The 24269-nt window shown below is 71.9% G+C and carries 21 protein-coding genes; 8 read left to right on the forward strand and 13 right to left on the reverse strand.

What is annotated here, in order from left to right; translation table 11 throughout:
• The first annotated feature begins 125 nt into the window (after positions 1-125).
• Positions 126-572 (forward strand): DUF2550 domain-containing protein, encoded by a 447-nt coding sequence (locus OHT61_RS22350; RefSeq protein WP_327122229.1) that lies wholly within the window; start codon positions 126-128, stop codon positions 570-572.
• 423 nt (positions 573-995) lie between these two features.
• On the opposite strand, the gene OHT61_RS22355 is transcribed toward OHT61_RS22350, so the two are convergent.
• The 3 genes from OHT61_RS22355 to OHT61_RS22365 all read right to left on the reverse strand — a co-directional run bounded on the left by OHT61_RS22355 (position 996) and on the right by OHT61_RS22365 (position 3929).
• Positions 996-2879 carry a glycoside hydrolase family 18 chitinase gene (locus OHT61_RS22355; protein WP_329040649.1) on the reverse strand — a complete coding sequence of 628 codons (1884 nt, stop codon included), beginning with the start codon at positions 2877-2879 and terminating at the stop codon, positions 996-998.
• A gap of 133 nt (positions 2880-3012) precedes the next feature.
• Complete coding sequence (locus OHT61_RS22360; RefSeq protein WP_329040650.1) at positions 3013-3189, reverse strand: hypothetical protein; 177 nt, start codon at positions 3187-3189, stop codon at positions 3013-3015.
• Between the two features lie 167 nt (positions 3190-3356).
• Positions 3357-3929, reverse strand: a complete 573-nt coding sequence (locus OHT61_RS22365) for a cob(I)yrinic acid a,c-diamide adenosyltransferase (RefSeq protein ID WP_329040651.1) — start codon at positions 3927-3929, stop codon at positions 3357-3359.
• A gap of 345 nt (positions 3930-4274) precedes the next feature.
• On the opposite strand from OHT61_RS22365, the gene OHT61_RS22370 reads away from it, so the two are divergent.
• The 3 genes from OHT61_RS22370 to OHT61_RS22380 all read left to right on the forward strand — a co-directional run bounded on the left by OHT61_RS22370 (position 4275) and on the right by OHT61_RS22380 (position 8395).
• Entirely contained in the window at positions 4275-5123 is an 849-nt protein-coding gene (locus tag OHT61_RS22370) for a 3-hydroxyacyl-CoA dehydrogenase family protein (protein ID WP_329040652.1), read from the forward strand.
• A 246-nt stretch (positions 5124-5369) separates the two neighbouring features.
• Complete coding sequence (locus OHT61_RS22375) at positions 5370-5693, forward strand: STAS domain-containing protein (protein ID WP_073745281.1); 324 nt, start codon at positions 5370-5372, stop codon at positions 5691-5693.
• Positions 5694-5929: 236 nt separating this feature from the next.
• The gene (locus OHT61_RS22380) at positions 5930-8395 is read left to right on the forward strand and encodes an ATP-binding protein (RefSeq protein ID WP_329040655.1); all 2466 of its coding nucleotides are present in this window, start codon (positions 5930-5932) and stop codon (positions 8393-8395) included.
• Between the two features lie 123 nt (positions 8396-8518).
• Here OHT61_RS22380 and nucS read toward each other — a convergent pair whose 3' ends face one another.
• Entirely contained in the window at positions 8519-9190 is a 672-nt protein-coding gene (gene nucS, locus OHT61_RS22385) for an endonuclease NucS (protein WP_104789156.1), read from the reverse strand.
• Positions 9191-9446: 256 nt separating this feature from the next.
• Here nucS and OHT61_RS22390 point away from each other — a divergent pair, with 256 nt between their 5' ends.
• Complete coding sequence (locus OHT61_RS22390; RefSeq protein ID WP_103515362.1) at positions 9447-9839, forward strand: SCO5389 family protein; 393 nt, start codon at positions 9447-9449, stop codon at positions 9837-9839.
• A gap of 96 nt (positions 9840-9935) precedes the next feature.
• On the opposite strand, the gene OHT61_RS22395 is transcribed toward OHT61_RS22390, so the two are convergent.
• Complete coding sequence (locus OHT61_RS22395; protein ID WP_329040657.1) at positions 9936-10967, reverse strand: LLM class flavin-dependent oxidoreductase; 1032 nt, start codon at positions 10965-10967, stop codon at positions 9936-9938.
• A 211-nt stretch (positions 10968-11178) separates the two neighbouring features.
• Here OHT61_RS22395 and OHT61_RS22400 point away from each other — a divergent pair, with 211 nt between their 5' ends.
• Positions 11179-11508 carry an ATP/GTP-binding protein gene (locus OHT61_RS22400; RefSeq protein ID WP_329040659.1) on the forward strand — a complete coding sequence of 110 codons (330 nt, stop codon included), beginning with the start codon at positions 11179-11181 and terminating at the stop codon, positions 11506-11508.
• Position 11509: 1 nt separating this feature from the next.
• Here the strand turns inward: OHT61_RS22400 and OHT61_RS22405 are convergent, their stop codons facing one another.
• From OHT61_RS22405 to mce, 7 genes are all read right to left on the reverse strand, one after another.
• Complete coding sequence (locus OHT61_RS22405) at positions 11510-12379, reverse strand: ABC transporter permease subunit (RefSeq protein ID WP_329040660.1); 870 nt, start codon at positions 12377-12379, stop codon at positions 11510-11512.
• Positions 12376-13527, reverse strand: coding sequence for an ABC transporter ATP-binding protein (locus OHT61_RS22410; RefSeq protein ID WP_329040661.1), 1152 nt, complete (start codon positions 13525-13527; stop codon positions 12376-12378). Before OHT61_RS22410 ends, OHT61_RS22405 begins: the two co-directional genes overlap by 4 nt.
• 192 nt (positions 13528-13719) lie before the next feature.
• Positions 13720-14499 (reverse strand): ABC transporter permease, encoded by a 780-nt coding sequence (locus OHT61_RS22415; RefSeq protein ID WP_329040662.1) that lies wholly within the window; start codon positions 14497-14499, stop codon positions 13720-13722.
• Between the two features lie 5 nt (positions 14500-14504).
• A complete protein-coding gene (locus OHT61_RS22420; RefSeq protein ID WP_329040663.1) occupies positions 14505-15503 on the reverse strand; it encodes an ATP-binding cassette domain-containing protein in 999 nt (332 codons plus the stop codon).
• An 87-nt stretch (positions 15504-15590) separates the two neighbouring features.
• Positions 15591-16529, reverse strand: a complete 939-nt coding sequence (locus OHT61_RS22425; protein WP_329040664.1) for a cellulose-binding protein — start codon at positions 16527-16529, stop codon at positions 15591-15593.
• A gap of 174 nt (positions 16530-16703) precedes the next feature.
• Complete coding sequence (gene scy / locus OHT61_RS22430; protein WP_329040665.1) at positions 16704-20498, reverse strand: polarized growth protein Scy; 3795 nt, start codon at positions 20496-20498, stop codon at positions 16704-16706.
• Between the two features lie 243 nt (positions 20499-20741).
• Positions 20742-21170: a methylmalonyl-CoA epimerase gene (mce, locus tag OHT61_RS22435; protein WP_329040667.1), complete on the reverse strand. Its 429-nt coding sequence runs from the start codon at positions 21168-21170 to the stop codon at positions 20742-20744.
• Between the two features lie 134 nt (positions 21171-21304).
• On the opposite strand from mce, the gene OHT61_RS22440 reads away from it, so the two are divergent.
• Positions 21305-22507 (forward strand): acetyl-CoA C-acetyltransferase, encoded by a 1203-nt coding sequence (locus tag OHT61_RS22440; RefSeq protein ID WP_329040668.1) that lies wholly within the window; start codon positions 21305-21307, stop codon positions 22505-22507.
• Between the two features lie 31 nt (positions 22508-22538).
• Complete coding sequence (meaB, locus tag OHT61_RS22445; RefSeq protein WP_329040669.1) at positions 22539-23501, forward strand: methylmalonyl Co-A mutase-associated GTPase MeaB; 963 nt, start codon at positions 22539-22541, stop codon at positions 23499-23501.
• A gap of 65 nt (positions 23502-23566) precedes the next feature.
• On the opposite strand, the gene OHT61_RS22450 is transcribed toward meaB, so the two are convergent.
• Positions 23567-24190 (reverse strand): PepSY domain-containing protein, encoded by a 624-nt coding sequence (locus OHT61_RS22450; protein ID WP_329040670.1) that lies wholly within the window; start codon positions 24188-24190, stop codon positions 23567-23569.
• Between the last annotated feature and the right edge of the window lie 79 nt (positions 24191-24269).

Below are 24269 nucleotides of genomic sequence, written 5' to 3' on the forward strand. Positions count from 1 at the left end.
TCTTGACTCAGCCGCGGCCCGAACCGGAGCGATCCGGACGGTGTCGCGGCTGAGGCGATGCAGGTGCAGTCCGGTTCGGCTCGGTGCGGTATCAGTTACTCGACGATGCGAGGAGGTCGGTGGCGGTGGTCCTCGCGTTGTGGGTGTGTGGCCTGGTGGTCGTACTGGTCGCGGTGGGTCTGTTCGTCTTCGGTCTGCGCAGGCGGCTGATCCAGCGGTCCGGCGGCACCTTCGACTGCAGTCTGCGCTGGGACATCTCGGAGGAGCCCGATCCGTCCGGCAAGGGCTGGGTGTACGGCGTCGCCCGCTACAGCGGTGACCGCGTCGACTGGTTCCGCGTCTTCTCGTACTCCCCCCGTCCGCGCCGCGGGCTGGAGCGGTCCGCCATCGAGGTGGTCGCGCGCCGGCTGCCCGAGGGCGAGGAGGAGCTGGCGCTCCTGTCCGATTCCGTCGTGCTCGGCTGTCTCCACCGGGGGACACGCCTGGAGCTGGCGATGAGTGAGGACGCCCTGACCGGCTTCCTCGCCTGGCTGGAGGCGGCTCCGCCCGGCCAGCGGGTCAATGTGGCTTGAGTAGAGGTCCTCGCTGGTTGCCCCTCCCCCGGACGGAGTCCGGGGGAGGGGCAACGTGACCTGACGAAGAGGGCCCTCCCAGGCGGATTCCGGGGACGGCCCGGAACCACGCGCGCTCTTCCCGGACCGTTCCGGGGAGGGCGCACACGGCTTTCCGGGGTCCATGGCCGGCCCTTCCGCCCGGCCGCGGTCGGGCCCTGCCACGGGCAGGGCGTAGGGCGCGGGCCGTTCCGCCTCGCGCGGGGCGGCGATGGGCTGTGCCACGCTACGGGGCGGCGATGGGCTGTGCCACGCTACGGCGCGCGTCGCGACCCGTTGCCGGGCATGCGAAAACCGGGGAGACAGGGGGCGGACCCGTCTCCCCGGCGCATTTTCCGGAGCGGTGCTGCCTCGTGGGGGGTGGTGCGCCGAGGCTTCTCCGGGTTAGTTGAGGCCGTTGTCCATCGCGGTCACGAGCTCGCCGTTCGCGGTGTCACCGCTGAACTCCCAGAAGAACGCCCCGCCCAGACCCTGGCTGTTCGCCCAGGCCATCTTCGTGCCGATGGTGGCCGGGGTGTCGTAGCTCCACCAGTTGGTGCCGCAGTGGGCGTAGGCCGTGCCGGCGATGGTGCCGGTGGCGGGGCAGGTGTTCTTGAGGACCTTGTAGTCCTCGTTGCCCGCCTCGTAGGTGCCCGGGGCCGCGCCGGTCGCCGTGCCGCCGGGGGCGGACTGGGTGACGCCGGTCCAGCCGCGGCCGTAGAAGCCGATGCCGAGCAGGAGCTTCGACGCCGGGACGCCCTGGGCCTTCAGCTTGGCGATCGCGGCGGCGGAGTTGAAGCCCTCCTGCGGGATGCCGGAGTACGAGGTCAGCGGCGAGTGCGGGGCCGTCGGGCCCTTGGGTGCGAAGGCGCCGAAGAAGTCGTACGTCATCACGTTGTACCAGTTCATGGACTGCGCGGCGCCGGCGTAGTCGGCCGCGTCGATCTTGCCGCCCGTCGAACCGTCCGCGGTGATCGCCGCGGTGACCAGGTTGCCGGTGCCGAACTTCGCCCGCAGCGCGGAGGCGACGTTCTTCAGGGCCGCCGGACCGCTGGTGTCACAGGTGAGACCGCAGGCGTTGGGGTACTCCCAGTCGATGTCGATGCCGTCGAAGACGTCGGCCCAGCGGGGGTCCTCGACCAGGTCGTAGCAGGACTGGGCGAAGGCGGCCGGGTTCTGGGCGGCCTGCGGGAAGCCGCCGGACCAGGTCCAGCCACCGAAGGACCAGAGGACCTTGATGTGCGGGTACTTGGCCTTGAGCTTGCGCAGCTGGTTGAAGTTGCCGCGCAGCGGCTGGTCCCAGGTGTCGGCGACGCCGTCGACCGCCTGGTCGGCGGTGTAGGCCTTGTCGTAGTCGGCGTAGGAGTCACCGATGGTGCACTTGCCGTTCTGGACGTTGCCGAAGGCGTAGTTGATGTGGGTGATCTTCGCGGCGGAGCCGGAGGTCACGAGGTTCTTGACGTGGTAGTTGCGCCCGTAGACACCCCACTCGGTGAAGTACCCCAGGTTGATCTTGTCGCCCCCGCCGGGGTTGCCCGGGTCGGTGGTCCCGGTGGTGCGGACGGCGACCGCGGAGCTGACCGGACCGGTCTGGTCGGCGGCGTCGCGGGCCTGCACCGTGTAGGAGTAGTCGGTGCCCTTGGTGAGGCCGGTGTCGGTGTACGTCGTCGTGGTGACGGTCGCCACCTTGGCGCCGTCGCGCAGGACGTCGTAGTTCTTGATGCCCTTGTCGTCCGTGGCGGCGGTCCAGCTGATCTTCGCCGAGGTGTCCGTCACGTTGCTCGCGGTCGGGGTGCCGGGCTTGGACGGGGCGTTGTCGCCGGGGACGCTGCCGCCGTCACAGGAGGCGCCGTTCAGCTTGCAGCCGGCCGGGGAGCCGCTGCCGGTGCCGTTGAAGCCGAAGCTGACGCTGGCACCCGGGGCGACGGAGCCGTTCCAGCCGAGGTTCTTCGCCGTCCAGTGGGTTCCGGAGCTGGTGACGGTGGCGTCCCAGGCGGAGCCGACCGCGGTGCCGGAGGGGAAGTCCCACTCGATCGTCCAGGAGGACAGGGCGGTGGTGCCGGTGTTCTTCACCGTCCACTGGCCCTCGAAACCGGTGCCCCAGTCGGACTTCTTGACGTAGGTCGCCGTCGCGGAGGTGGCGGCCTCGGCGGGGGAGGCCAGACCGACCATCGCGGCGAGCGGCAGCAGCAGGGCGGTGAGGCCCGCGACCGCCTTGGAGCGGGTGCCCGTGCCGGCTCCTCGCCTCCATCTGAGTCGTGATCCGCGTAGGGGGTTGTCAGTGCTCAACGGTGCTCCTCGGGTGAGGTCGGCTAACGGGGATGGTCCGTGGACTGCAAACCCTGCGTCGCCCTGAGCCCGCTTTGTCATGGCGTACTCACCGCAGTGTGTTCGGTGAGATTAGGAAGGTCTGGACCAATCGTCAAGAGGTCCAGACCAAAGATTCCTGGCCGATACCGAAGCCCAACTCGTGGGCCGGGAAAGCCGCTTGCGCCCGGTCGTGCAGCTCCGGCTTCCCGAGCAGCCGGTTGAGGTCCGTCTTCACCGTGGCCGCCGCCATGCCGGGGCGCCCCGCGTCTCCGCGTTCGACAGCCCTCACCGAGGCGGCCCAGGCCTCCCGCTCCCCGCGTATCGGCGGGCCCACAGCCTCGCGGGCGGGCCCCGCCCGTCCGGCGCGGCCCGCCCGCCAGTGACGCGCCGTCGCCGGCGGCCACACGCTCCTACCGGGGTGCCGGCCCGGGGAACCGGGCCGGCGCCGGCCGCTGGTCAGCGTTCGCCACCCGGCACCCACAGCACGTCCCCGACCTCCTTGTTCGCCGTCCTGGCGAGGATGAAGAGCAGGTCGGAGAGCCGGTTCAGGTAGGTAGCCGTCAAGGCGTTCATCACCTCACCGTGCACCTCCAGCGCCGCCCAGGTGGACCGCTCGGCGCGCCGGACGACCGTGCAGGCCTGGTGCAGCAGCGCCGCCCCCGGGGTACCCCCCGGAAGGATGAAGCTCCGCAGCTTCTCCAGGTCCTCCAGGAAGCGGTCGCAGTCCGCCTCCAGCTTGTCGACGTAGGACTGCTCGACCCGCAGCGGCGGGTACTCCGGGTCCTGGACCACCGGCGTGGAGAGGTCCGCGCCCACGTCGAACAGGTCGTTCTGGACGCGGACGAGGACCTTCACGACGTCCTCGGAGAGGTTGCCGAGCGCCACGGCCGTACCGATGACGGCGTTGGCCTCGTTGGCGTCGGCGTAGGCCGAGATCCGCAGATCGGTCTTGGCGGTCCGGCTCATGTCGCCGAGGGCGGTGGTGCCCTTGTCGCCGGTACGGGTGTAGATGCGCGTCAGATTGACCATGGGGCCAGCGTAGTTACGCCCCGGCCCCCGCGGGGGACGCGCGTGCCCACCGTCACAGCCGGAAGGGCGGGGGCGGCCGCCGGCACGCCGCCGCACGGCGTGCCGGCGGGGGAGCGGCGGACGGTGTGCGCGGCGCGTTCCCCTCCGTCCGGCGGCGGACGGTGTGACGTGCGGCCGGCGGCGGGGCGCTCAACTACGCGCTGCGCGCCGCCGCGTGACACCGGAGGGTGTGATGTCCGTCATGTGAGACGTGACGCGCATCTCTTCACGGCCTCATGTCCCCTCACGGGTACTAATCTCCGCCGGAGAGCATGAGAACGACCGACTATGCATAGGGGTGCGAACGTGGCCAGGAAGCTCGCCGTCATCGGGGCCGGACTCATGGGGTCCGGTATCGCGCAGGTCTCCGCCCAGGCGGGCTGGGACGTCGTGCTGCGTGACGTCACCGACGAGGCACTGGCCCGCGGACGCGGCGGTATCGAGGCGAGCTACGGCAAGTTCGTCTCCAAGGGCAAGCTGGAGGCCGCCGACGCCGAGGCCGCGCTCGCCCGGATCACCACGACCACCGACCTCGACGCCGTGGCCGACGCGGACGTCGTCGTGGAGGCCGTGTTCGAGAAGCTCGAGGTGAAGCACGAGATCTTCCGCACCCTCGACAAGGTCGTCCGTGAGGACGCCGTCCTCGCCTCCAACACGTCCGCCATCCCGATCACCAAGATCGCCGCGGTCACGGAGCGCCCGGAGCGCGTCGTGGGTGTGCACTTCTTCTCGCCGGTCCCGATGATGCAGCTCTGCGAGCTGGTGCGCGGCTACAAGACCAGCGACGAAACCCTCGCCACCGCACGGGAGTTCGCCGAGTCCGTCGGCAAGACGTGCATCGTCGTCAACCGCGACGTCGCGGGTTTCGTCACCACCCGGCTGATCTCGGCGCTCGTCGTCGAGGCGGCCAGGCTCTACGAGTCGGGCGTCGCCTCGGCCGAGGACATCGACACCGCGTGCAAGCTCGGCTTCGGTCACGCCATGGGCCCCCTCGCCACGGCCGACATGACCGGCGTCGACATCCTCCTGCACGCCACCGGCAACATCTACACCGAGTCGCAGGACGAGAAGTTCGCCGCCCCGGAGCTGATGCGCCGGATGGTCGACGCAGGTGACATCGGCCGCAAGAGCGGGCAGGGCTTCTACACCTACTGATCACGACCGGGCCCCCGGGCCGTCCGATACGCCGTCGGCCGGACCCCGGGAGCCCGGCCGCCCGGAGCCGCCCGGCACCCGGATCCAGCAGGTGCCGGGACACCTTCTTCACTCCTCGGGGTGAATTCGGTATCGGTTCGCTTACAGACGGCAACTTCCCTGTCGCCACGGCAGTCAGTGGGGACAGAGGAAGAAAGAGAAAACAGTCAGACCGACCTTGCTACGGAGTATTTCCGGGGAGCGCATATGCACATCAGGGGCGACCACGCCGAGTTGGTCGTCGGGGGCCGCCTCGACGTCCGAAGCGCGGCGGACGCCCGTACGGTCCTGCACTCCGCCGTCGACGACGGCGCCGGCGATCTCGTGCTGAACCTCACCGAGCTGGACTCGTGGGACGCCACAGGACTGGGCGTCATCATGGGTGCGCACCGCAGAGCCGGGAGGGCGGGCCGGCGGCTCGTACTGCGCGGCGTACCGCCGCAGATGCAGCGCCTGCTGGTCGCGACGAGGCTGCACAGGATCCTGGCCATCGAGGGCGGAATCGCGGCGGATTCCCTGCCACGCGTATAGGGAATTCCGGGCGGACCGGAACGGCGGACGGCTATTTACGCACAATCCTCACGAGAATGTGACGTCGTGGGCGGCGCGGCCCCCCGATGGTTCATGGATACTGTGCGAAGGTTTAGGGTTCGGCCGTCCGCCGATCGACGAGGACCCACAGGCGGACACCGGACCGGAACGAGCCGAAGCAGGCGTGCGAGGCCGGAGGGGGTCACCGCGCGCTGCGCCTTTGGGGGGCTTTGACGATGGACCCGACGAACCGTGGACCGGAAGAGTACGGCCATGACCGGTCCGGTGACGACGCGACGCCGCGACGCCAGTCCCGCGATCCGCTGACGCCCGACTTCGGGCACCAGACGCCGCAGCAGTCCCGCGCGGTGCAGTTGATATCGGGCGACCTCCTGCTCACCGTCAACCCGGTCGACGGCAGCGAGATTGAGGCGTGCCGGCCGGGACAGCGGCCCGAGGCCCCCGAGCGGCACACCGCCGAACAGCGCGCGGAGCGGGAGCGCGCTGCGGCGCCGCCCGTCCCCGCGGGGCCGCCCGGGCCCCAGTTGCCCCTCCTGGAGCGTCAGGAGGACCGTGAGCGCCTCGTACGCCACCTCGGGCGCGGACGCTCCGTGCGCCTCACCGGACCGGCAGGGTCCGGGCGCACGGCCCTCCTCGACGCCGTCGCGGCCGACTGCGCGGATCTGGCCCCCGACGGGGTCGTCAGGCTCTCCGGCTGGAAGCGGACCTCGACGGACCTGCTCCACGCGCTCTTCGAGGCCGTCTACCGGGCCCCCCTGCACCGGCCCGACCGGGAAGGGCTCCTCGCGCTCGTCCAGGGCATCGGGGCCGTCGTCGTCGTCGACGACCTCGAGATCGGCGGCGCCCCCCTGCAGGAACTGCTCGACGCGACGCCCGAATGCGCGTTCCTCCTCGGCGCGTCCCCCGACGTGCCCGCGCCCACCCCCGACTCGAACCTCGAAGAGGTCGTCCTCGACGGCCTCGGCCGCAGCGCGTCGATCGAACTCCTCCAGCGCGTCGTGGAGCGCGAACTCACCGAGGTGGAGGCGAACTGGGCGGGCGACCTCTGGTTCGAGTCCGAAGGGCTGCCCCTGCGATTCGTCCAGGCCGGCGCCCTCCTGCGCCAGCGCGACGACCTGCGGGCCGGGCATGACGCCTCCGACACCTACGACGACGATCCGGCCGACCCGCCGGCCTTCGGCACGGCCCCGTCGGCCGACGCGCCCCTGCCCAGCCTCGGCGAGGGAGCGGCGCCCGCGGCGCTGCTCGCCTCCCGGCTGAGCGAGGCCGCCCGCGAGACCCTGCGCTTCGCCGTCGCCCTGGGCGGTGAGGTGCCGCACCAGGCGCACCTGCCCGCCCTCGTGGGCGACACCCACGCCGATGCCGCTCTGGGCGAACTGCACCGCTGCGGGCTGCTCTCCCCGGCAGGCCCCCGCTACCGCCTGGCCGCCGGGGTGACGGCCCAGCTGGAGGCGAGCGGATACGGCGAGACCGCCGACGCCCACGCCCGCAGCGCCGCCCAGCACTACACCTGGTGGTCCGGTCACCCCTCCGTCACCCCCGAACGGGCCGCCGCCGAGGCCGACGCCCTCCTCGCCTCGCTGTCCCGCCTCGTCCTGGGCGACCAGGCGGGACAGGCCAGCGCGGCCGTCCTGCTGGCCCGCAGCGCCGCGCCGGCCTTCGCCGCCGGTATGCAGTGGGGCTCCTGGGAGAAGGCGCTCAGGTCAGGCCAGGAGGCCGCCCGGATCGCCGGCGAGGTGGCCGAAGAGGCTTACTTCCACCACGAGTTGGGAGTCCTCGCGCTTTGCACAGGGCACCTCGACCGCGCCCGTGCCGAGTTGGAGGCGTCCATCGGGATGCGAGGAGCGCTCGCCGACAAGTCCGGTGCGGTGGCGGGGCGGCGCGCACTCGCCCTCGTCGCCGACCGGGCCGGAGATCCGCTCCCCGCCGAACGCACCCTGCCGGGCGACGAGTTGGCCGTAGCGCGCGACGAGCGGACGTCGCCGCCCGGCGGCATCCCCGCGGCCAAGCCGCTCTTCCCCCGCGTCACGGACACCTCGGCGATGCTGATCACGCATCAGGAGCCCCGGCGCCCCGCGAAGGGCGGCGCCCGCCTGGGCGTGCTCCGCGGTGCGCGGCGCAACCTCGTCGCGGTCGGCGCGGGCGCGCTGCTCGCGGCGGTGCTCGGCACCGTCGTGACCCTGGGCGCGACCTCGGGCAGCGAGGACCCGGAGGGGCGGAACGTCACGACCGAGCAGTCGGCGGACGAGGACGACGGCGAGAACGGTCTCCCCGCGGACGAGCCCGCCGCCGACCCGGCGCCCGAGGACGGCACGCCCGGCGACGGCCCCGCCTCACCGGGCCCGTCCGGCACGGCCGGCCCGTCGGCGAGCGCCACCCCGTCGCCGGGCGCCTCGAGCCCCGGTGCGAGCTCCGGCACCCCGTCGAGCGGCAGCCCGACCGGACGGCCCACGCACGGCACCCCGACGCCGACGAAGAAGCCCACGAAGCCGCCGGCCACGACGCCCGGCCAGACCGGGACCCCGACGGAGACCCCCACCGAGACCGGGACGCCGACGCCCACCCCGTCGGAGTCGGAGACGACCACGGACCCGACCATGTCCGACTCCGCGAGCGGCCCGGCCGAGACGGTCACCGCGTCGACCACGCAGGAGACGACCGGTTCGCCGACGACGGCTTGAGAACGGAGCACGCCGTACGGGCCCGGAGTCCGGGCCCGTACGGCGTGAGAGGTGTCGGCCCGGAGTTCCGGGCCCCCTGCGGTGTGAGAGGCGGCGCGAGGACGGGGGAGCGGGCGCCCGGGGTCAGAACAGCCGCAGCTTGTCGTCCTCGATGCCGCGCATCGCGTCGTAGTCCAGGACCAGGCACCCGATACCGCGGTCGGTCGCCAGCACCCGCGCCTGCGGCTTGATCTCCTGGGCGGCGAACACGCCGCGCACCGGGGCCAGATGGGGATCGCGGTTGAGCAGCTCCAGATAGCGGGTCAGCTGCTCCACGCCGTCGATGTCACCCCGCCGCTTCAGCTCCACGGCCACCGTCGCACCGTCCGCGTCCCGGCACAGGATGTCGACCGGCCCGATGGCCGTCGGGTACTCACGGCGGATCAGGGTGTACCCCTCGCCGATCGTCTCGATGCGGTCGGCGAGCAGCTCCTGGAGGTGCGCCTCCACACCGTCCTTGATGAGACCTGGATCGACGCCCAGCTCATGGGACGAGTCATGGAGGATTTCCTCCATAGTGATGATCAGTTTTTCGCCCGCCTTGTTCACCACGGTCCAGACGCCCTCGCTGTCGTCGGCGCCCTCCTTCAGTGTGCAGGGCGGCGACATCCAGTTGAGCGGTTTGTACGCCCGGTCGTCGGCGTGGATCGAGACGCTGCCGTCCGCCTTCACCAGGATCAGACGGGGGGCGGAGGGCAGGTGGGCGGTGAGCCGGCCCGCGTAGTCGACGGAGCAACGGGCGATGACGAGACGCATGGTCGGCAACGCTACTCGACGACGCGGGGTCCACGCGATTCCCGGCCCCCGCCCCGGCACCCCCGACGGACGCCGATCGGGCTTGCCCCTCTTTGCGACCGTTCGTTATTGGCCGGTTGTGTTCCCAATCTCCTGGTGCGGCCCGGACTGCGCCCTTACCGTGGAAGCAGGAGGTCGCCGCCTGTGTACGCAGCGTCGCCGCCCTGCCCTGCCCGTATGGCCCCGGCCACCCGCCGGGGTCGCGAGAGGAGAACCCATGTCGCTCGACGTCTCACCGGCGCTGTTGGAACAGGCCGAGCGAGGCGAGGTCGACGAAGCCGACTTCGTCGACTGCGTCCGGACCTCCCTGCCTTACGCATGGGAGATGATCAGCTCCCTGGTGGCACAGCTGAAGGTCGACGGCGGAGAGTTCGCCGACAACCAGACGCCCCCGCCGGACGAGCAGGCACGTGGTCAGCTGCTGCGTGCGCTCGCGAGTGATGCGATACGCGGCGCACTGCAGCGGCACTTCGGAGTGCGTCTGGCATTCCAGAACTGCCACCGCATAGCCGTATTCCCGCTGGACGCCTCGGTCGACGAGCGTCTGGCCCGCTTCACCTCGGTGAGGGGCCAGCTGCTCAACCAGTCGCCCGAGCTGCGGGACTGCTGACGCTTCCGCTGCCGCTTCGGGCCGCGGGAGGTGCAACTGGCTCCGGAGCGGCAGCTTCCGTACCACCGCACCACCAGGACAACCAGCGTGAACCCGTCACTTCAGCAGCGGCAGCACCTCCGTGCCCAGCCGCTGCACATTGGTCTCCGTCGCCGCGAGGTCGCCCGATCCCTCCACCATGAGGGCGAAGCGGGTGATGCCCGTGCGCTCCGTCGTGGCCGCGAGGCGGTCGGCGGCGAACCCGGGCGGTCCCACCGGGTGCAGCCCGCACAGGAACTCCGTGTACGCCACGGGGTCGCGCATCACCCGGTGCCGGCCGTCGACCGTCACATGGGCGTCGAGCCCCTGGCGCAGCCACCCCGGCATCGCCTTCACGAGCGTCTCCACCGCGTCGGTCGTACGGTCGGCGATCTGGGCCACCCCTGCGGACACGTGTTCCACCCGCTCCACGACCTCCGGCGGCTGCCCCGCGTCCCGGGCGGCCGTCCGCCACAGCGCGACCATGTCCGCCTTCTCCTCGTCGCCGCAATGCATCCCGAGGAGCATCGGCAAACCCTTTCCAGCGGCGAGTTTCACGCTTTTCGGCGAGGTGCACGCGACGATCACCTCGGGGCCCGGCGGACCGTCCCCCAGGAGCTCGTCGGCGCGGGGGACCACGGCCACCTCGCGGAAGCCGAAGCGCTCGCCGCCACCCGCGACGCGCGGCTTGTCCAGCCAGTCGAGCAGCAGCCCCAGTGCCTCGGGGAAGCCGCGCTCGTACGCGTCGAGGCCGCCTCCGAACACCTCCAGGTCGACCCACGGACCGCCGCGCCCCACCCCGAGGGTGAAGCGGCCGCCGCTGGTCAGGTGCAGCAGCGCCGCCTGCTCGCCGAGCATCACCGGGTGCTGGTTGGGCAGCACGCTCACGGCTGTGCCCACGCGGATCCTGCGGGTGCGGCCGAGCAGCAGGGCGGCCAGTGTCGTGGCGGACGGGCACACCCCGTACGGCACGAAATGATGTTCTGCCAGCCAGACGGAATCGAGCCCGGACTCCTCCGCGACCTCCGCGGACCGGACTGCCCGGTGCAGGGCCTCGCCCTGTCCCTGACCCGGAAACTGTGCTGCCAGTACGAACGTTCCTACGCGCATCGCCTCTTGCCTCCTTACGGCCGACGCGGCTGTCCCCCACTGGCAACAACGTCTGACACGTGCCAAAGGCACGGTCCGCGGAGAAGTTGTTGCGATTTTCCGGTTACCCACTCGCCCCGCGGGCACTCAGGCGCCTCATCGCACCCGGTCCGTCGCCGATGGCTCTAGGCTGGACGGAACAATCTGCCCGTACCGCCACGTGAGGTGTTCCGTGTCCCCGCGCCGCAACCGCCCCCGAGGCGGCGAGAGTCCCGATGGAAACGCACGCGAGCCCGGGGAGCGGTACGGCAGCGGCGGTGCGACCGAGAGCTGGCAGGGCGAGGAGTGGTCGGTGCGCCCCGTGAGCGGCGCGAGCGCGGCGGGCAAGCGCTACCGCTGCCCGGGGTGCGACCAGGAGATCCCGTCCGGGGTGCCGCACATGGTTGCCTGGCCCGAGTTCGGCGGCATCGACGACCGCAGGCACTGGCACAAGGCCTGCTGGAACGCGAAGGACCGCCGCACCACGAGGGTGCAGCGGTCCAGGAACGCCCCGCGCTACTGAGTCAGACGTCCCGCCGGTCCAGCGAGGCGTACGCGCCCGCCATGACCACGGCGGTCACGCCGATGATGATCCACAGCGGCTGCCAGCCGGTCGGTCCCGACGTGGCCACCGAGGCGTCGTACATCGCGCCGAGCTGGCTGGGGACGGAGTACTCGAAGAGGGCCTGCTGCACGCGCGCCAGGGAGTCCGCGAACATGAACATCGCCAGCACGAGCGGGAGCAGCACCACCCCGATCATCACCGTGATCGCGCCCGCAGAGTGCCTGATGAGCGCGCCGACCGCGAGGGCGAGCAGCCCGAGCGTCGCGACGTAGAGGCCGATCCCCAGGGTGGCGCGCGTCCAGGAGCCGGCGTCGGCGGTGACCCCGCCCAGCATGGCCGTCTGCAGCAACCCGACGATCCCCGTCGTCACCGTGGTGATCGTGAAGGCGAGCAGGAAGAAGACGACCGACTTCGCGGTCAGCAGCCGCGCCCTGCTCGGGCAGGCGGTCAGGGTCGTGCGGATCATTCCCGTGCCGTACTCGGACGCGATGGTGAGTACGCCGAGTGTGATCACGCAGATCGAGCCCAGCAGCACGCCGAAGAAGCCGAGGCTGAGGACCGGTGTCCCCTCCATCTCCGCGTCCGACACGCTCACGGCGAACGCGGTGAGCAGTCCGATGCCGACCAGCAGCACGATCATCACGCCGAGCGTCCACATCGTGGAGCGCACCGAGCGGATCTTCGTCCACTCGGACGCGATCGCGTCGCCGAGGCCCGGGGTGCGCACCGGGATCGGCGAGGCGTACGTCCCGGACGGGCTGCCCCAGCCCTGCTGCGGGTCCTGGTGGGGGTGTGCCTGCGGGGGCGGCGGAGTCGCCGGCGTCGTCATCGGGATTCCTCGCTGGTCGTGCGCTCGGTCGGTTCGGCGATGGCAGCGGGCGCCGGCGCGGCCGCGGGTGTGGCGTAGGGGTTCTGTCCCGGCGGGGGCGGGGCGTACCAGCCCTGGCCGGGCACCTCGGGCGGCGACTGGGGGGTGTACCCCGGCTGCGCGTACCCACCGGGTCCCGTGGGCCCGTATCCGGGGACGGGCTGCGGAGGCTGGAGTCCCGCCCTGGCGTCCGCGGTCGAACGGAAGTCGACGGCGCCCTGCGTCATCCGCATGTACGCCTCCTCGAGCGACGCCTGGTGCGGCGAGAGCTCCCACAGGCGTACGTCCGACTCGTGGGCCAGGTCGCTGATCCGGGGGAGCGGCAGCCCCATCACGCGCAGGGCGCCGTCCGGCTCCGTCATGACCCGGCCACCGGCCTCCGTGAGCGAAGCCGTCAGCTTCTCACGGACCTCGGGCCCGTCCGACGCGACCCGCACCCGGGCGAAGTCCGCGGAATTGGCCGAGATGAAGGCCGTGACGCTCATGTCGGAGAGCAGCTGCCCGCGCCCGATCACGATCAGGTGATCGGCGGTGAGCGCCATCTCGCTCATCAGGTGGCTGGAGACGAAGACGGTGCGTCCTTCGGAGGCGAGCCGCTTCATGAGGTTGCGCACCCACAGGATGCCCTCGGGGTCGAGTCCGTTCACCGGCTCGTCGAAGAGGAGCACCTGGGGGTCCCCGAGCAGCGCAGCCGCGATCCCGAGCCGCTGCCCCATGCCCAGGGAGAAGCCTTTGGAGCGCTTGCCGGCCACCTCCTGGAGCCCGACGACGCCCAGGACCTCGTCCACCCGGGCCGCGGGGATGCCGGCCAGCTGGGCCAGGCTCAGCAGGTGGTTGCGGGCGCTGCGTCCGCCGTGGACGGCCTTGGCGTCGAGCAGTGCCCCGACCTGGCGCGGCGCGTTGGGCAGGCTGCGGAAGGCGTGTCCGCCGATCGTCACGTGCCCGGACGTCGGCCGGTCGAGGCCGAGCATCATGCGCATGGTGGTGGATTTGCCCGACCCGTTGGGACCGAGGAATCCCGTCACGGCACCCGGGCGTACCTGGAAGGAAAGGTTGTGCACGGCCGTCTTGGCGCCGTAGCGCTTCGTCAGGCCGACTGCCTCGATCATTCTCCAGCCCCATCGACTCATCCGTCGTCGGGGCCCAGGCCGGCCGGCCGCACGCCCCCGTAAGACTTAGGAGGATAACCAGCGCCCCATGGTTCCGGCCAAGCCGTCGTGCGGGGCGTCGGCGCACCGCGTCCGATCGCCGGACGCGCGCCGCCGGGCGGAGCCCCCGTCCGGCAGGGGGCCCGCCTCCGCTCAGGCGTCCCGCTTCCTCAGGACGAGGAAGCCGCCCGCCAGCGCCGCGATCACCCACAGCACCATGATGCCGAGCCCGCCCCACGGTCCGTACGGTGCGGGGTCGCTGTTCATGGCGTCGGGGACGACCTGGGTGATCTCGGAACCGGCCTGGTCGGGGAAGTAGCGGGCCACGTTCTTGGCCCCGGGGACCGCCGAGAGGATCTGCGAGACGAGGAAGAAGAACGGCATCAGGATGCCGAGGGACAGGATGGAACTGCGCAGCATCGTGGCCACGCCCATGGAGAAGACCGCGATCAGCCCCATGTACAGACCGCCGCCGAAGACGGCGCGCAGGACGTTCGGCGCGCCGATGTCGGTGCTGTGGTCGCCGAGCAGGGCCTGGCTGAAGAAGAAGGTCACGAAACTCGTGGCGAGGCCGACCAGGGTGGCGAGGACCCCCGCCACCGCGATCTTGCTGAAGAGGAACGAGCCCCGCTGGGGGACCGCCGCGAGCGACGTGCGGATCATGCCGGAGCTGTACTCCGTGCCGACCACCAGGACGCCGAAGACGACCATCGCCAGCTGCCCCAGGATCAGGCCGGAGAAGCCCACGAAGGTCGGGTCGAAGGTCGCGCGCTCCGCGTCGGAGAGATCGTCGAACTGACTGTTCAGCACGGCGCTGAGGGCGGCCCCGATCGCGACCGTGACGGCGAACGCGGAGACCAGCGTCCAGGTGGTCGAGGAGACCGTGCGGATCTTGGTCCATTCGGAGTTCAGGACCGCGGGTACCGATGCCATCGCCGTCACGCGCCCTTCGTGCCGTCGCCGGCCTGCCGGTTCCACTGCTCGCCCCAGTCCGGACCCGCCGGTGCGGGCACCGGAGGTACGCCGTCCCGGTCGGAGTGCGCGTGGTACTCCACGGAGCCCGCGGTCATCTGCATGAAGGCCTCCTCCAGTGAAGCCTGCTGGGAACTCAGCTCGTGCAGCACGATCCCGTGCCGCGCCGCGAGTTCACCGAGCCGCTCCGAGGGCTCGCCGTCGATCTCCAGCGTGCCGCTGCCCGACTCGACCACGAGGACGCCCTCCGTGTGCAGCACGTCGAGCAGCCGTTCCCGCTCCGGGGAGCGCATCCGTACGTAACTGCGGGAGTTGTCGCGGATGAAATCGGCCATCGAGGTGTCGGCGAGCAGCCTGCCCTGGCCGATGACGATCAAATGGTCGGCGGTGAGGGCCATTTCACTCATCAGGTGCGAGGAGACGAAGATCGTGCGGCCTTCCGCCGCGAGGGTCTTCATCAGATTCCTGATCCAGTGGATTCCCTCCGGGTCCAGACCGTTGACGGGTTCGTCGAACATCAGGATCTCCGGATCACCGAGCAGCGCCGCGGCGATTCCCAGCCGTTGTCCCATGCCGAGCGAGAAGCCCTTGGACTTCTTCTTCGCCACCGCGCTCAGACCGACGGTGTCGAGCACGTGGGCGACCCGGCTCTCGGGGATGCGGTTGCTCTGGGCGAGACACAGGAGGTTGTTGTACGCGCTGCGCCCGCCGTGCATCGACTTGGCGTCCAGCAGCGCGCCGATGTGCTTGAGCGGCTCCTGCAGCTCGCGGTAGTGCCTGCCGTCGATGCGCACCGTGCCGCTGGTCGGGTTGTCGAGGTCGAGCATCATCCGCATCGTCGTCGACTTGCCGGCGCCGTTGGGGCCGAGGAAGCCCGTCACCATGCCCGGCCTGACCCGGCATGACAGATGGTCGACGGCAACCTTGCTGCCGAAGCGTTTGGTGAGGCCGTCCAGCTCGATCATGCGCTCACGCTAGAACGGCCGCGCGCCCGGCGCCACCACAAAGGCGGAACCGGGCGCGCAAGAGGTACAGCTGAGGCGCGTGAGGCGTCAGCGGCTCTGCTGGGCCGGGACCCCGCGGGTGGCGGGCTCGTCCTCGGCCGGGGAGCCGGCGGCGGCGACCGCGGCACCCGTCAGCGTCGCCAGCATCTCGCGGACGTTGGTCAGCTGGGCGTTGATCGAGTCGCGGCGGTTGGTGAGCGCCGCGAGCTCGCGCTCCGACTCGCTGCGGATCCGGTCGGCCTTGGCGTTGGCGTCGGCCACGATGTCCTCGGCCTGGCGCTGCGCGGTCTCCACCGTCTGACGGGCCCGGCGCTCGGCGTCCGTGCGGAGCTTCTCGGCCTCCAGGCGGAGCTGCTCGGCGCGGTGCTCGATCTCGGCGAGACGCTTCTCGGCCTTCGCCTGACGGGACGCGAGGTCGCGCTCGGACTGCTCACGCCGCTTGGCGAGGTTCGTCTCGAAGTCGGCGGCGGCCTGGGCGGCCTTGGCGCGGGTCTCCTCGAAGAGGGCGTCCGCCTCCTCGCGCTTCTGCTGCGCGTCCTTCTGCGCCTCGGTGCGCAGCGTGCCCGCCTCGCCCTTGGCCTTCTCGACGATGCGGACGCCCTCGTCCTCGGCCTTGGACTTGCGCTCGGCGGCGAAGGTCTCCGCGTCGTTGCGCACCTGCTGGGCGGCCGACTCGGCGAGCTCGCGGTGCTGCTCGGCCGCGCGGCGGGCCTCCTCACGCAGGTCCTTCGCCTCCTCCTCGGCGAGGCGGAGGATCTTCTCGACACGGGCACCGAGGCCGGCGTACGACGGTTCCGCGTCGTTGACCTGGGCCTGGGCGTTCTGCGTCTCGAGGTGGAGCTCCTCGATGCGCTTTTCCAGCGAGGTGATTCGGGCGAGGGCGCTGTCACGGTCGGCGACGAGTTTGGTAATGCGGTCGTCCACCTGACCGCGGTCGTATCCACGTCGCACGAGCTCGAAGCCGAAGGGGGAGGAAGGGTCGCTCATGGGGTTCCTGTCGAATGAGACCGGTGAGGTGTTAGAGGGAATCCTAGGGGCCTGGGCGGCGTGTCAACGTGAAGATGCCGCTTTGGTATGGAGAATGACACCCCTTTTGAGTGGCTGACCTCCGGAGTGCTTGCCACTCGAAGGATTGAATGTTCATGGCAAAGTCGTACGGGGTTAGCCGTCCGACGACTTGCCGCCCGACCGGTTGCCCGCCGAGGCACCGGTCTTGACGCCCCCGGCGCCACCCCCCGCGGCCTTGCCCGTCCCACCCGGAGCCTCGAAAGACTCCAACGCCTCCAGCACGTCCTGGACACGGGAGATCTCCGTATTGATGTCCTCCCGTCTGCGGACCAGCAGGTCCAGCTCCCGCCGGCCGTCGTCGACCAGCTGCTGCGCCTCGGCCTCCGCGTCGGCGTGCAGCTTCTCCGCCGCGCGGGTCAGCTCGGCCTTCTTGGTCTCGGCCTCCTTCAGCAACGACTCGGCGCGCTTCACGGCGGCGATACGGACCTTGCTCGCCTCCGAATTCGCGTCGTTGAGCAGCTCCTTGGCCTTCGCCTCGGCCTCCTCGCGCTGCTCGGTCGCGGCCTTCATCAGCTTGTCGACACGCTCGCCGGCCGTCTTCATCTGTTCCGACGTCTCGCGCCTGGCACGCTCGTGGAGTTCCTCGATCTCGCTCTCGATCCGGGCCCTGAGCTCCTCCGCGCGCTCCCGGGTCGCGGTGGCGTCACGGCGTGCGCCGACGAGCAGCTCGTCCGCGTCCGTGCGAGCCCGCTCGACCAGGGTGTTGCCCTCGACCGTCGCGGCCGAGGTGATCCGGACCGCCTCGTCGCGGGCCGCCCCGACCATCCTGTCGGCCTGCTCCTCGGCCTCGGTCGCGGACCGCAGCGCCTCCTCCTGCGCCTTCTCCATCAGCTGGTCGGCCTGCTCGGCGGCGTCCGTGCGCCGCTTCGCCGCGGCCTCGCGCGCCTCGTCGAGCAGCCGGTCCGCCTCCTCGCGGGCGTCCGCGCGCACCTGCTCGGCCGCGGTCTCGGTCTCGGCGCGCAGCCGCTCCGACTCCTCCCGCGTCCGGGCGGCGTGCTCCTGGGCCGATCCGACGGTCTCCGCCGCCTCCGCCCGCAGCCGCTCCGCCTCGTCCGTCGCCTCGCCGACGAACCGAGCCGCCTCCTCGGTGGCCTCGGTGCGGACCCGCTCGCTCTCGCTCGTGGCCTCCGCCACGAGCCGGTCGGCCTGCGCCGCCGCCTCCGACCGGATCCGGTTCGCGTCCTCACGGGCCTCGGCGCGGGCGCGCGAGGCGTCCTGCTCCGCCGAGGCGAGGGCGTCCGACGCCTCGGTGCGGACCCGCTGGCTGTACTCCGAGGTGTCCGAGCGGAGCTTCTCCGACTCGGTGATCGCCTCGGAGACGGTCCGCTCGGCCAGGGACTTCGCGGCCTCCGACTCCTCGTGCGCGACCTGGCGCACCCGGTTGGCGTCCTCGGTGGCCCGCTCGCGCTCGGCGTAGGCGTCGGCCCTGAGCCGGTCCGCCTCCTCCTGGGCCTCGTTCCTCGTCCGCTCCGCCGAGTGCTCGGCGGCCGAGCGGAGCCCGGTGATCTCCTCCTCGGCCTGCTCCTGCAGCCCGGAGACGGAGTCCCGCACCTGCTGCGCGGTCTGCTCGGCGGCCGAGACGAGCTCCGAAGCGCGGCTCTCGGCCTCCTCGACCAGCCGCTGCGCCTCCGCCTGGGCCTCCTCGACCCGCTTGCGCGCGGAGGCGAGGAGTTCCTCGCTCTGCTCGCGGGCGCGCTCGCGCTCCTGCTCCGCCTCGGCGCGTGCGGAACCCAGCGTCTCCTCGGCCTCGCGATGGCGCCGGTTGGCCTCCTCCTGGGCGGCGGCCAGCGCCTCGGCGGCCTCGGCCCCGACCCGCTCGGCGGCGGCTGCCGCCTCGGAGCGCACCCGGTCGGCGGTCTCCTGGGCCTCGGTCTTCAGCCGCTCGGCCTCCGCCGCGGCCTCGCCACGCAGCCGTACGGCCACGGACTCGCCCTCGGCACGGGACCGCGCGGCGTCGGCGGCGGCCTCGTTGCGCAGCCGCTCGGCCTCCGTCGCCGCCTGCTCCTGGAGCGTGCGCACCCGCTCGGCGGCCTCCGAGCGCAGCCGCTCGGACTCCTCGCTCGTCTCGCGGCGGATGCGCTCCGCCTCCGTACGCGCCTCGCCGAGGGCTTCCTCGGCGGCGGTGACCCGGGACTCGGCCTCGGTGTGCAGCCGGGCCAGCTCGTCGGCGGCCTCGGCCCGGCGGGCCTCGACGCCGCGCTCGGTCTCCTCGCGCAGGGCCTCGGCCGCCGTCTCCGCCGCGGCGGTCAGCGCGGTGGCCTGCTCCTCCGCCTCGGCGCGCAGCTTCTCGGCGTCGGCGCGGGCCCGCTCGAGGGCCTCCTCCGCCTGCTTGCGCAGCGTGGCCGCCCGCTCGGCCGCCTCGGTCCTGACCCGCTCGGCCTCGGTGCCCGCGGAGGTGCGCCGCTCCTCGGCGTCGGCCTTCGCCTTGGTGAGCAGCTCCTCGGCGGTCCTGGCGCCCTCCTCGAGCTGCTGGACGGCCTCCCGCCGAGCCTCGCCGCGGATGCGCTCGCCCTCGGCGACGGCCTCGGAACGCAGCTGCTCGGCCTCGCCGCGCAGCCGGCGCGCCTCCTCCTGAAGCTCGACCGTCTTGGCCCGGTACTCCTTGGTGTCGTCCTTGGCGGCGCCCTTGAGCTGGTCGGCCTGCTCGGCGGCCTCGCCGCGCAGCCGGTCCGCCTCCGCCTCCGCCTCGCGGCGGATGCGGTCCGCCTCCTCGCCGGCGGCCCTGGTGGTCGACCGGGCGTCCTCGGACGCCTTGGTCAGGACCTCCTCGGCGCTGCGGGCCGCCTTCGCGAGCTGGGCCGCGGCGTCCTCGGCGGCCAGGGTGCGGGCCTTCTCGGCGGCCTCCGCGACGACCCGCTCGGCCTCCGCCCGGGCGTCGGTGAGGGCCTGCTCGGCCTCCTCCTTGAGCGTCTCGGCCTGCTTGGTGGCCTCGCCGACCAGCCGCGCGATCTCGGACTTGGCCGTACGGGTGCGCTGCTCGTTCTGCGACTCGGCGCCGGCCAGCCGCTTGACCGCGGCCTCCTTGGCCTCGGCGAGGACCTTCTCGGCCTCCAGCCCGGCCTCGCGCAGCCGGGTCTCCGCCTCCTGCATGCGCTGCTCGGCGGTGCGGTTGAGCTCGGCCGTCTGCTGCCGCGTCCGGTCCGTCTCCGCCGTCGCCGTCGAGCGCAGCTGCTCGGCGTGACTGGTGGCCTCCTGCGCCTGCGTGGACGCGGCGTCGAGCAGGCGCTCGGCGTCCCTGCGGGCCCGCAGCAGCGTCCCCTCGGCCTCGGCACGGGCCGCCTCCGCTTCGGAGTTGACCCGCCGGCGGGTCTCGTCGGCCAGCCGGGCCGCCTCCGCGCGGGCGGCCGCCACGGACTGCTCGGCCTCGGTGCGCGACTCGTCCAGGAGACGGCGGGCCTGCGACTCGGTCCTGGCCCTCAACTGCTCGGCCCAGGCGACGTTCTCGTTGACGTGGGACTCGACGGTCTGCCGGCGCTCCGCGAGCTCCTGGTCGAGCCGCTGGCGCCGCTGCACCGCCTCGGCGTGCAACTCAGCCTGCAGGCGCGCCTGGTGCTCCGCGTGCTCCTGGAGGATCCGCTGCGTCTGGGCCCTGGCCTCGCGCAGCTCGCGCTCGGCGTCGGTGCGCAGCTGATCGGCCTGGATCTGGGCGTTGCGGAGCATCTGTTCGGCCTGGTAGCCGATGTCCGCGCCGTCGTGTGCGGGACGGGTCGCGAGATTGCGCCGAGCCTCGTGCAGCTTGGCGCGCAAGACCTCGACCTGGTAGCCGAGGTCCTCGGCGTGCTGGACGGCCTTCTCCCGGTCGGTCTTCAGCCGGTCCATCTCGGCTTCGAACCGCGAGAGATGGTCGTCGTCAGCTCGGTGGCTCTGCTGGCTTTCGTAGCCCCGCACTGCGCGGTCCCATCCTTCCCCGAGCTCTCAACGTCTTCCCCGAGCTCTCAACTTCGTTCGAGCAGGGGATGCCCCACTGAGCAGGGGGAGACCCCAACCCTGGTCGCAGACTGCGTACGAGGACCGCTCGCGGGCGAGCGGTCCCCCGGGGAATGGTGACAGATCAACGGTGAGGACGCGGCACGGCCCCGACCCGGCCCCGGCCCGGAACCGCCCACTCTACCGGGCCGGGTATCCGGCGGGTCAGTGCTCCTTTGCCGAGGTGACCAGTTCGGTCAGCACCCCGTGGCAGTCCTTGGGGTGGAGGAAGGTGATGCGGGAGCCCATGGAACCCGTCCTGGGCTCGTCGTACAGCACCCTGACGCCCTTCCCGCGGATGTCCGCGGCGTCCGCGTCGACGTCCGCCGTACCGAAGGCGATGTGGTGCACGCCCTCGCCGTTCTTTGCCAGCCACTTGCCCACGGCCGAGTCCTCGCGGGTCGGTTCCAGCAGCTGGAGGTACGAGGCGCCGCCGTCGGAGGTGTCATTGATCCTCAGCATGGCCTCCCGGACGCCCTGCTCCTCGTTGACCTCGGAGTGGTACACCTCGAAGCCGTAGGTCGCGCGGTAGAACTCCACCGTCCTGTCGAGGTCGAAACAGGCGATTCCGATGTGGTCGATTCGCGTCAGCATGGAACCAGTGCAGCGCCCCGGGGATGGTTACGCAACGTGCGCGCGATCACACCCACTGCCGGATGACGGGCGCGGTACCGCTCAGTACATTCAGGTAAACCCTCGTTCACAACCAATCCAAGGGGCTGCGCCTCATGTCAGGAACGACCGGTACCACCTCAGTGATCGTCGCGGGCGCGCGTACGCCCATGGGCCGCCTCCTCGGCTCGCTGAAGAGCTTCTCCGGGGCCGACCTCGGCGGCGTCGCCATCAAGGCCGCGCTGGACCGGGCCGGGATCGGCGGCGACCAGGTCCAGTATGTGATCATGGGCCAGGTCCTCCAGGCCGGGGCGGGGCAGATCCCCGCACGCCAGGCGGCGATCAAGGCCGGAATCCCGATGAACGTCCCCGCGCTCACCGTCAACAAGGTGTGCCTGTCCGGGCTCGACGCGATCGCCCTCGCGGACCAGCTGATCCGGGCCGGCGAGTTCGACGTCGTGGTGGCCGGCGGCCAGGAGTCCATGACCAACGCCCCGCACCTGCTGCCGAAGTCCCGCGAGGGCTACAAGTACGGCGCGGTCGAGCTGCTCGACTCGATGGCCTACGACGGCCTGACCGACGCCCACGAGAACATCCCGATGGGCGAGTCCACCGAGAAGCACAACTCCCGCCTCGGCCTGACCCGCGCGGCCCAGGACGAGATCGGCGCCCTGTCGCACCAGCGGGCCGCCGCCGCCCAGAAGAACGGCCTCTTCGAGGCCGAGATCACCCCGGTCGAGATCCCGCAGCGCAAGGGCGACCCGGTCCTCTTCTCCAAGGACGAGGGCATCCGCCCGGAGACGACCGCCGAGTCGCTCGGCAAGCTGCGCCCGGCCTTCGCCAAGGACGGCACGATCACCGCGGGCACGTCCTCGCAGATCTCCGACGGCGCCGCGGCCGTCGTCGTCATGAGCAAGGCCAGGGCCGAGGAGCTGGGCCTGGACTGGATCGCCGAGATCGGCGCCCACGGCAACGTCGCGGGTCCGGACAACTCACTCCAGTCGCAGCCGTCGAACGCCATCCGGCACGCCCTGAAGAAGGAGGGCATCGGCGTCGAGGACCTCGACCTCATCGAGATCAACGAGGCCTTCGCGGCCGTCGCGGTCCAGTCGATGAAGGACCTCGGCGTCAGCTCGGACAAGGTCAACGTGAACGGCGGCGCGATCGCGCTCGGCCACCCGATCGGCATGTCCGGCGCCCGTGTGGTGCTGCACCTGGCTCTCGAGCTGAAGCGGCGCGGCGGAGGCACCGGCGCGGCGGCCCTGTGCGGCGGCGGCGGTCAGGGCGACGCGTTGATCATCCGCGTACCGGGCAAGTAGCAGACCGTACGAACGAGCGAGGAGGCCGAGTGTGAAGGTGGACGTCCCCACCCTGGTCGAGCAGGCGCGGGAGGGCAGGCCGCGTGCGGTGGCCCGGCTCATCTCCCTGGTGGAGGGTGCCTCTCCGCATCTGCGCGAGGTGATGGCGGCCCTGGCGCCGCTCGCCGGCCGGGCGTACGTCGTCGGCCTGACCGGGTCGCCGGGGGTCGGGAAGTCCACCTCCACCTCGGCCCTGGTCTCCGCCTACCGGAAGGCGGGCAAGCGGGTCGCGGTCCTCGCCGTCGACCCGTCGTCGCCCTTCTCCGGCGGCGCGCTCCTCGGCGACCGGGTCCGGATGTCGGAGCACGCCTCCGATCCGGGCGTCTACATCCGCTCCATGGCCACCCGCGGCCATCTGGGCGGGCTGGCCTGGTCGGCCCCGCAGGCGATCCGGGTGCTGGACGCGGCCGGCTGCGACGTGATCCTGGTGGAGACGGTGGGGGTCGGCCAGTCGGAGGTGGAGATCGCCTCCCAGGCCGACACCTCCGTCGTCCTCCTCGCGCCCGGCATGGGCGACGGCATCCAGGCGGCGAAGGCCGGGATCCTGGAGATCGGCGACCTCTACGTCGTCAACAAGGCCGACCGGGACGGCGCCGATGCGACCGCCCGGGAGCTCAACCACATGCTGGGCCTCGGGGAGTCCCGGGGGCCCGGTGACTGGCGGCCGCCGATCGTGAAGACGGTCGCGGCCCGGGGCGAGGGCATTGACGAGGTCGTCGAGGCGCTGGAGAAGCACCGGGCGTGGATGGAGGAGCACGGGGTTCTCGCCGAGCGGCGCGCGGCGCGCGCGGCCCGCGAGGTCGAGACGATCGCCGTCACGGCGCTCCGCGAACGGATCGCCGATCTGCACGGCGACCGGAGGCTGGGCGCCCTCGCCGAGCGGATCGTGGCCGGCGACCTCGACCCGTACGCGGCGGCGGACGAGCTGGTCGCGGGACTCACCGGCGGGAACTGAGGTCTCCCCGGGCGGCGTGCGGGCCGCCCGGGGAGACCCGCCTGCCTTCCGTACGGCCGGAGACGTCAGTCGTCGCTGTCGCTGTCGCTGTCGTCGTCAGCGGCGCGGTCCGCCGTGACCTTGCCGCTCTTCGCGTCCACGTGGAGCTCGTGGGCGCGCCCGTCCCCGCCCGAGACGTCGACGTCCCAGTGCGGCGCGGCCTTCCCGCCGTCGTCCCCGTCGTCGTCCAGGTCCACGGACGTCACCGTGCCCGGCCGGTCGCCGAGCGCCGCCTTAACGGCCGTGTCGAGGGACACGGCCGCCGGGCGGGGTGCGCGGCGGTCGCGGTCGTCGTCGTCATCGTCGTCGTCATCGCGCTCCGACAGCACCTTGCCGCTCCGGGCGTCCACCGTCACGTCGTGCCAGGTCCTGTCGGAGCCGTACACGTCCAGCTCCCAGACGGTGCGGCCACCGTCGTCGTCCTCGTCGTCCAGTCCGGCCTCGGTGACCGTGCCCGGGGCGGCCTTCAGGGCGGCGGCCACCGCGTTGTCGAGGGTGACCGTCCGCGAGGCCGTGCCGCCGGCGGCGTTCCCGGCCCTGCGTTCGTCCTTGGTGCCGCCGTCGGAGTCGGCGAACGCCGCGGTCGTGACGAGCCCGCCGCCGACGAGTACGGCGGCGGCAAGGGCGGCGACGGTGATGTTGCGCTTCATGGCGGGTTCCTCCCCGATGGGATGTGCGGTGCGGTACGACGGGAACCACACTGGCTCCGCGATGCTGAACCCAGCCTGA

This window comes from Streptomyces sp. NBC_00178 (assembly GCF_036206005.1).
Lineage (GTDB): Bacteria > Actinomycetota > Actinomycetes > Streptomycetales > Streptomycetaceae > Streptomyces.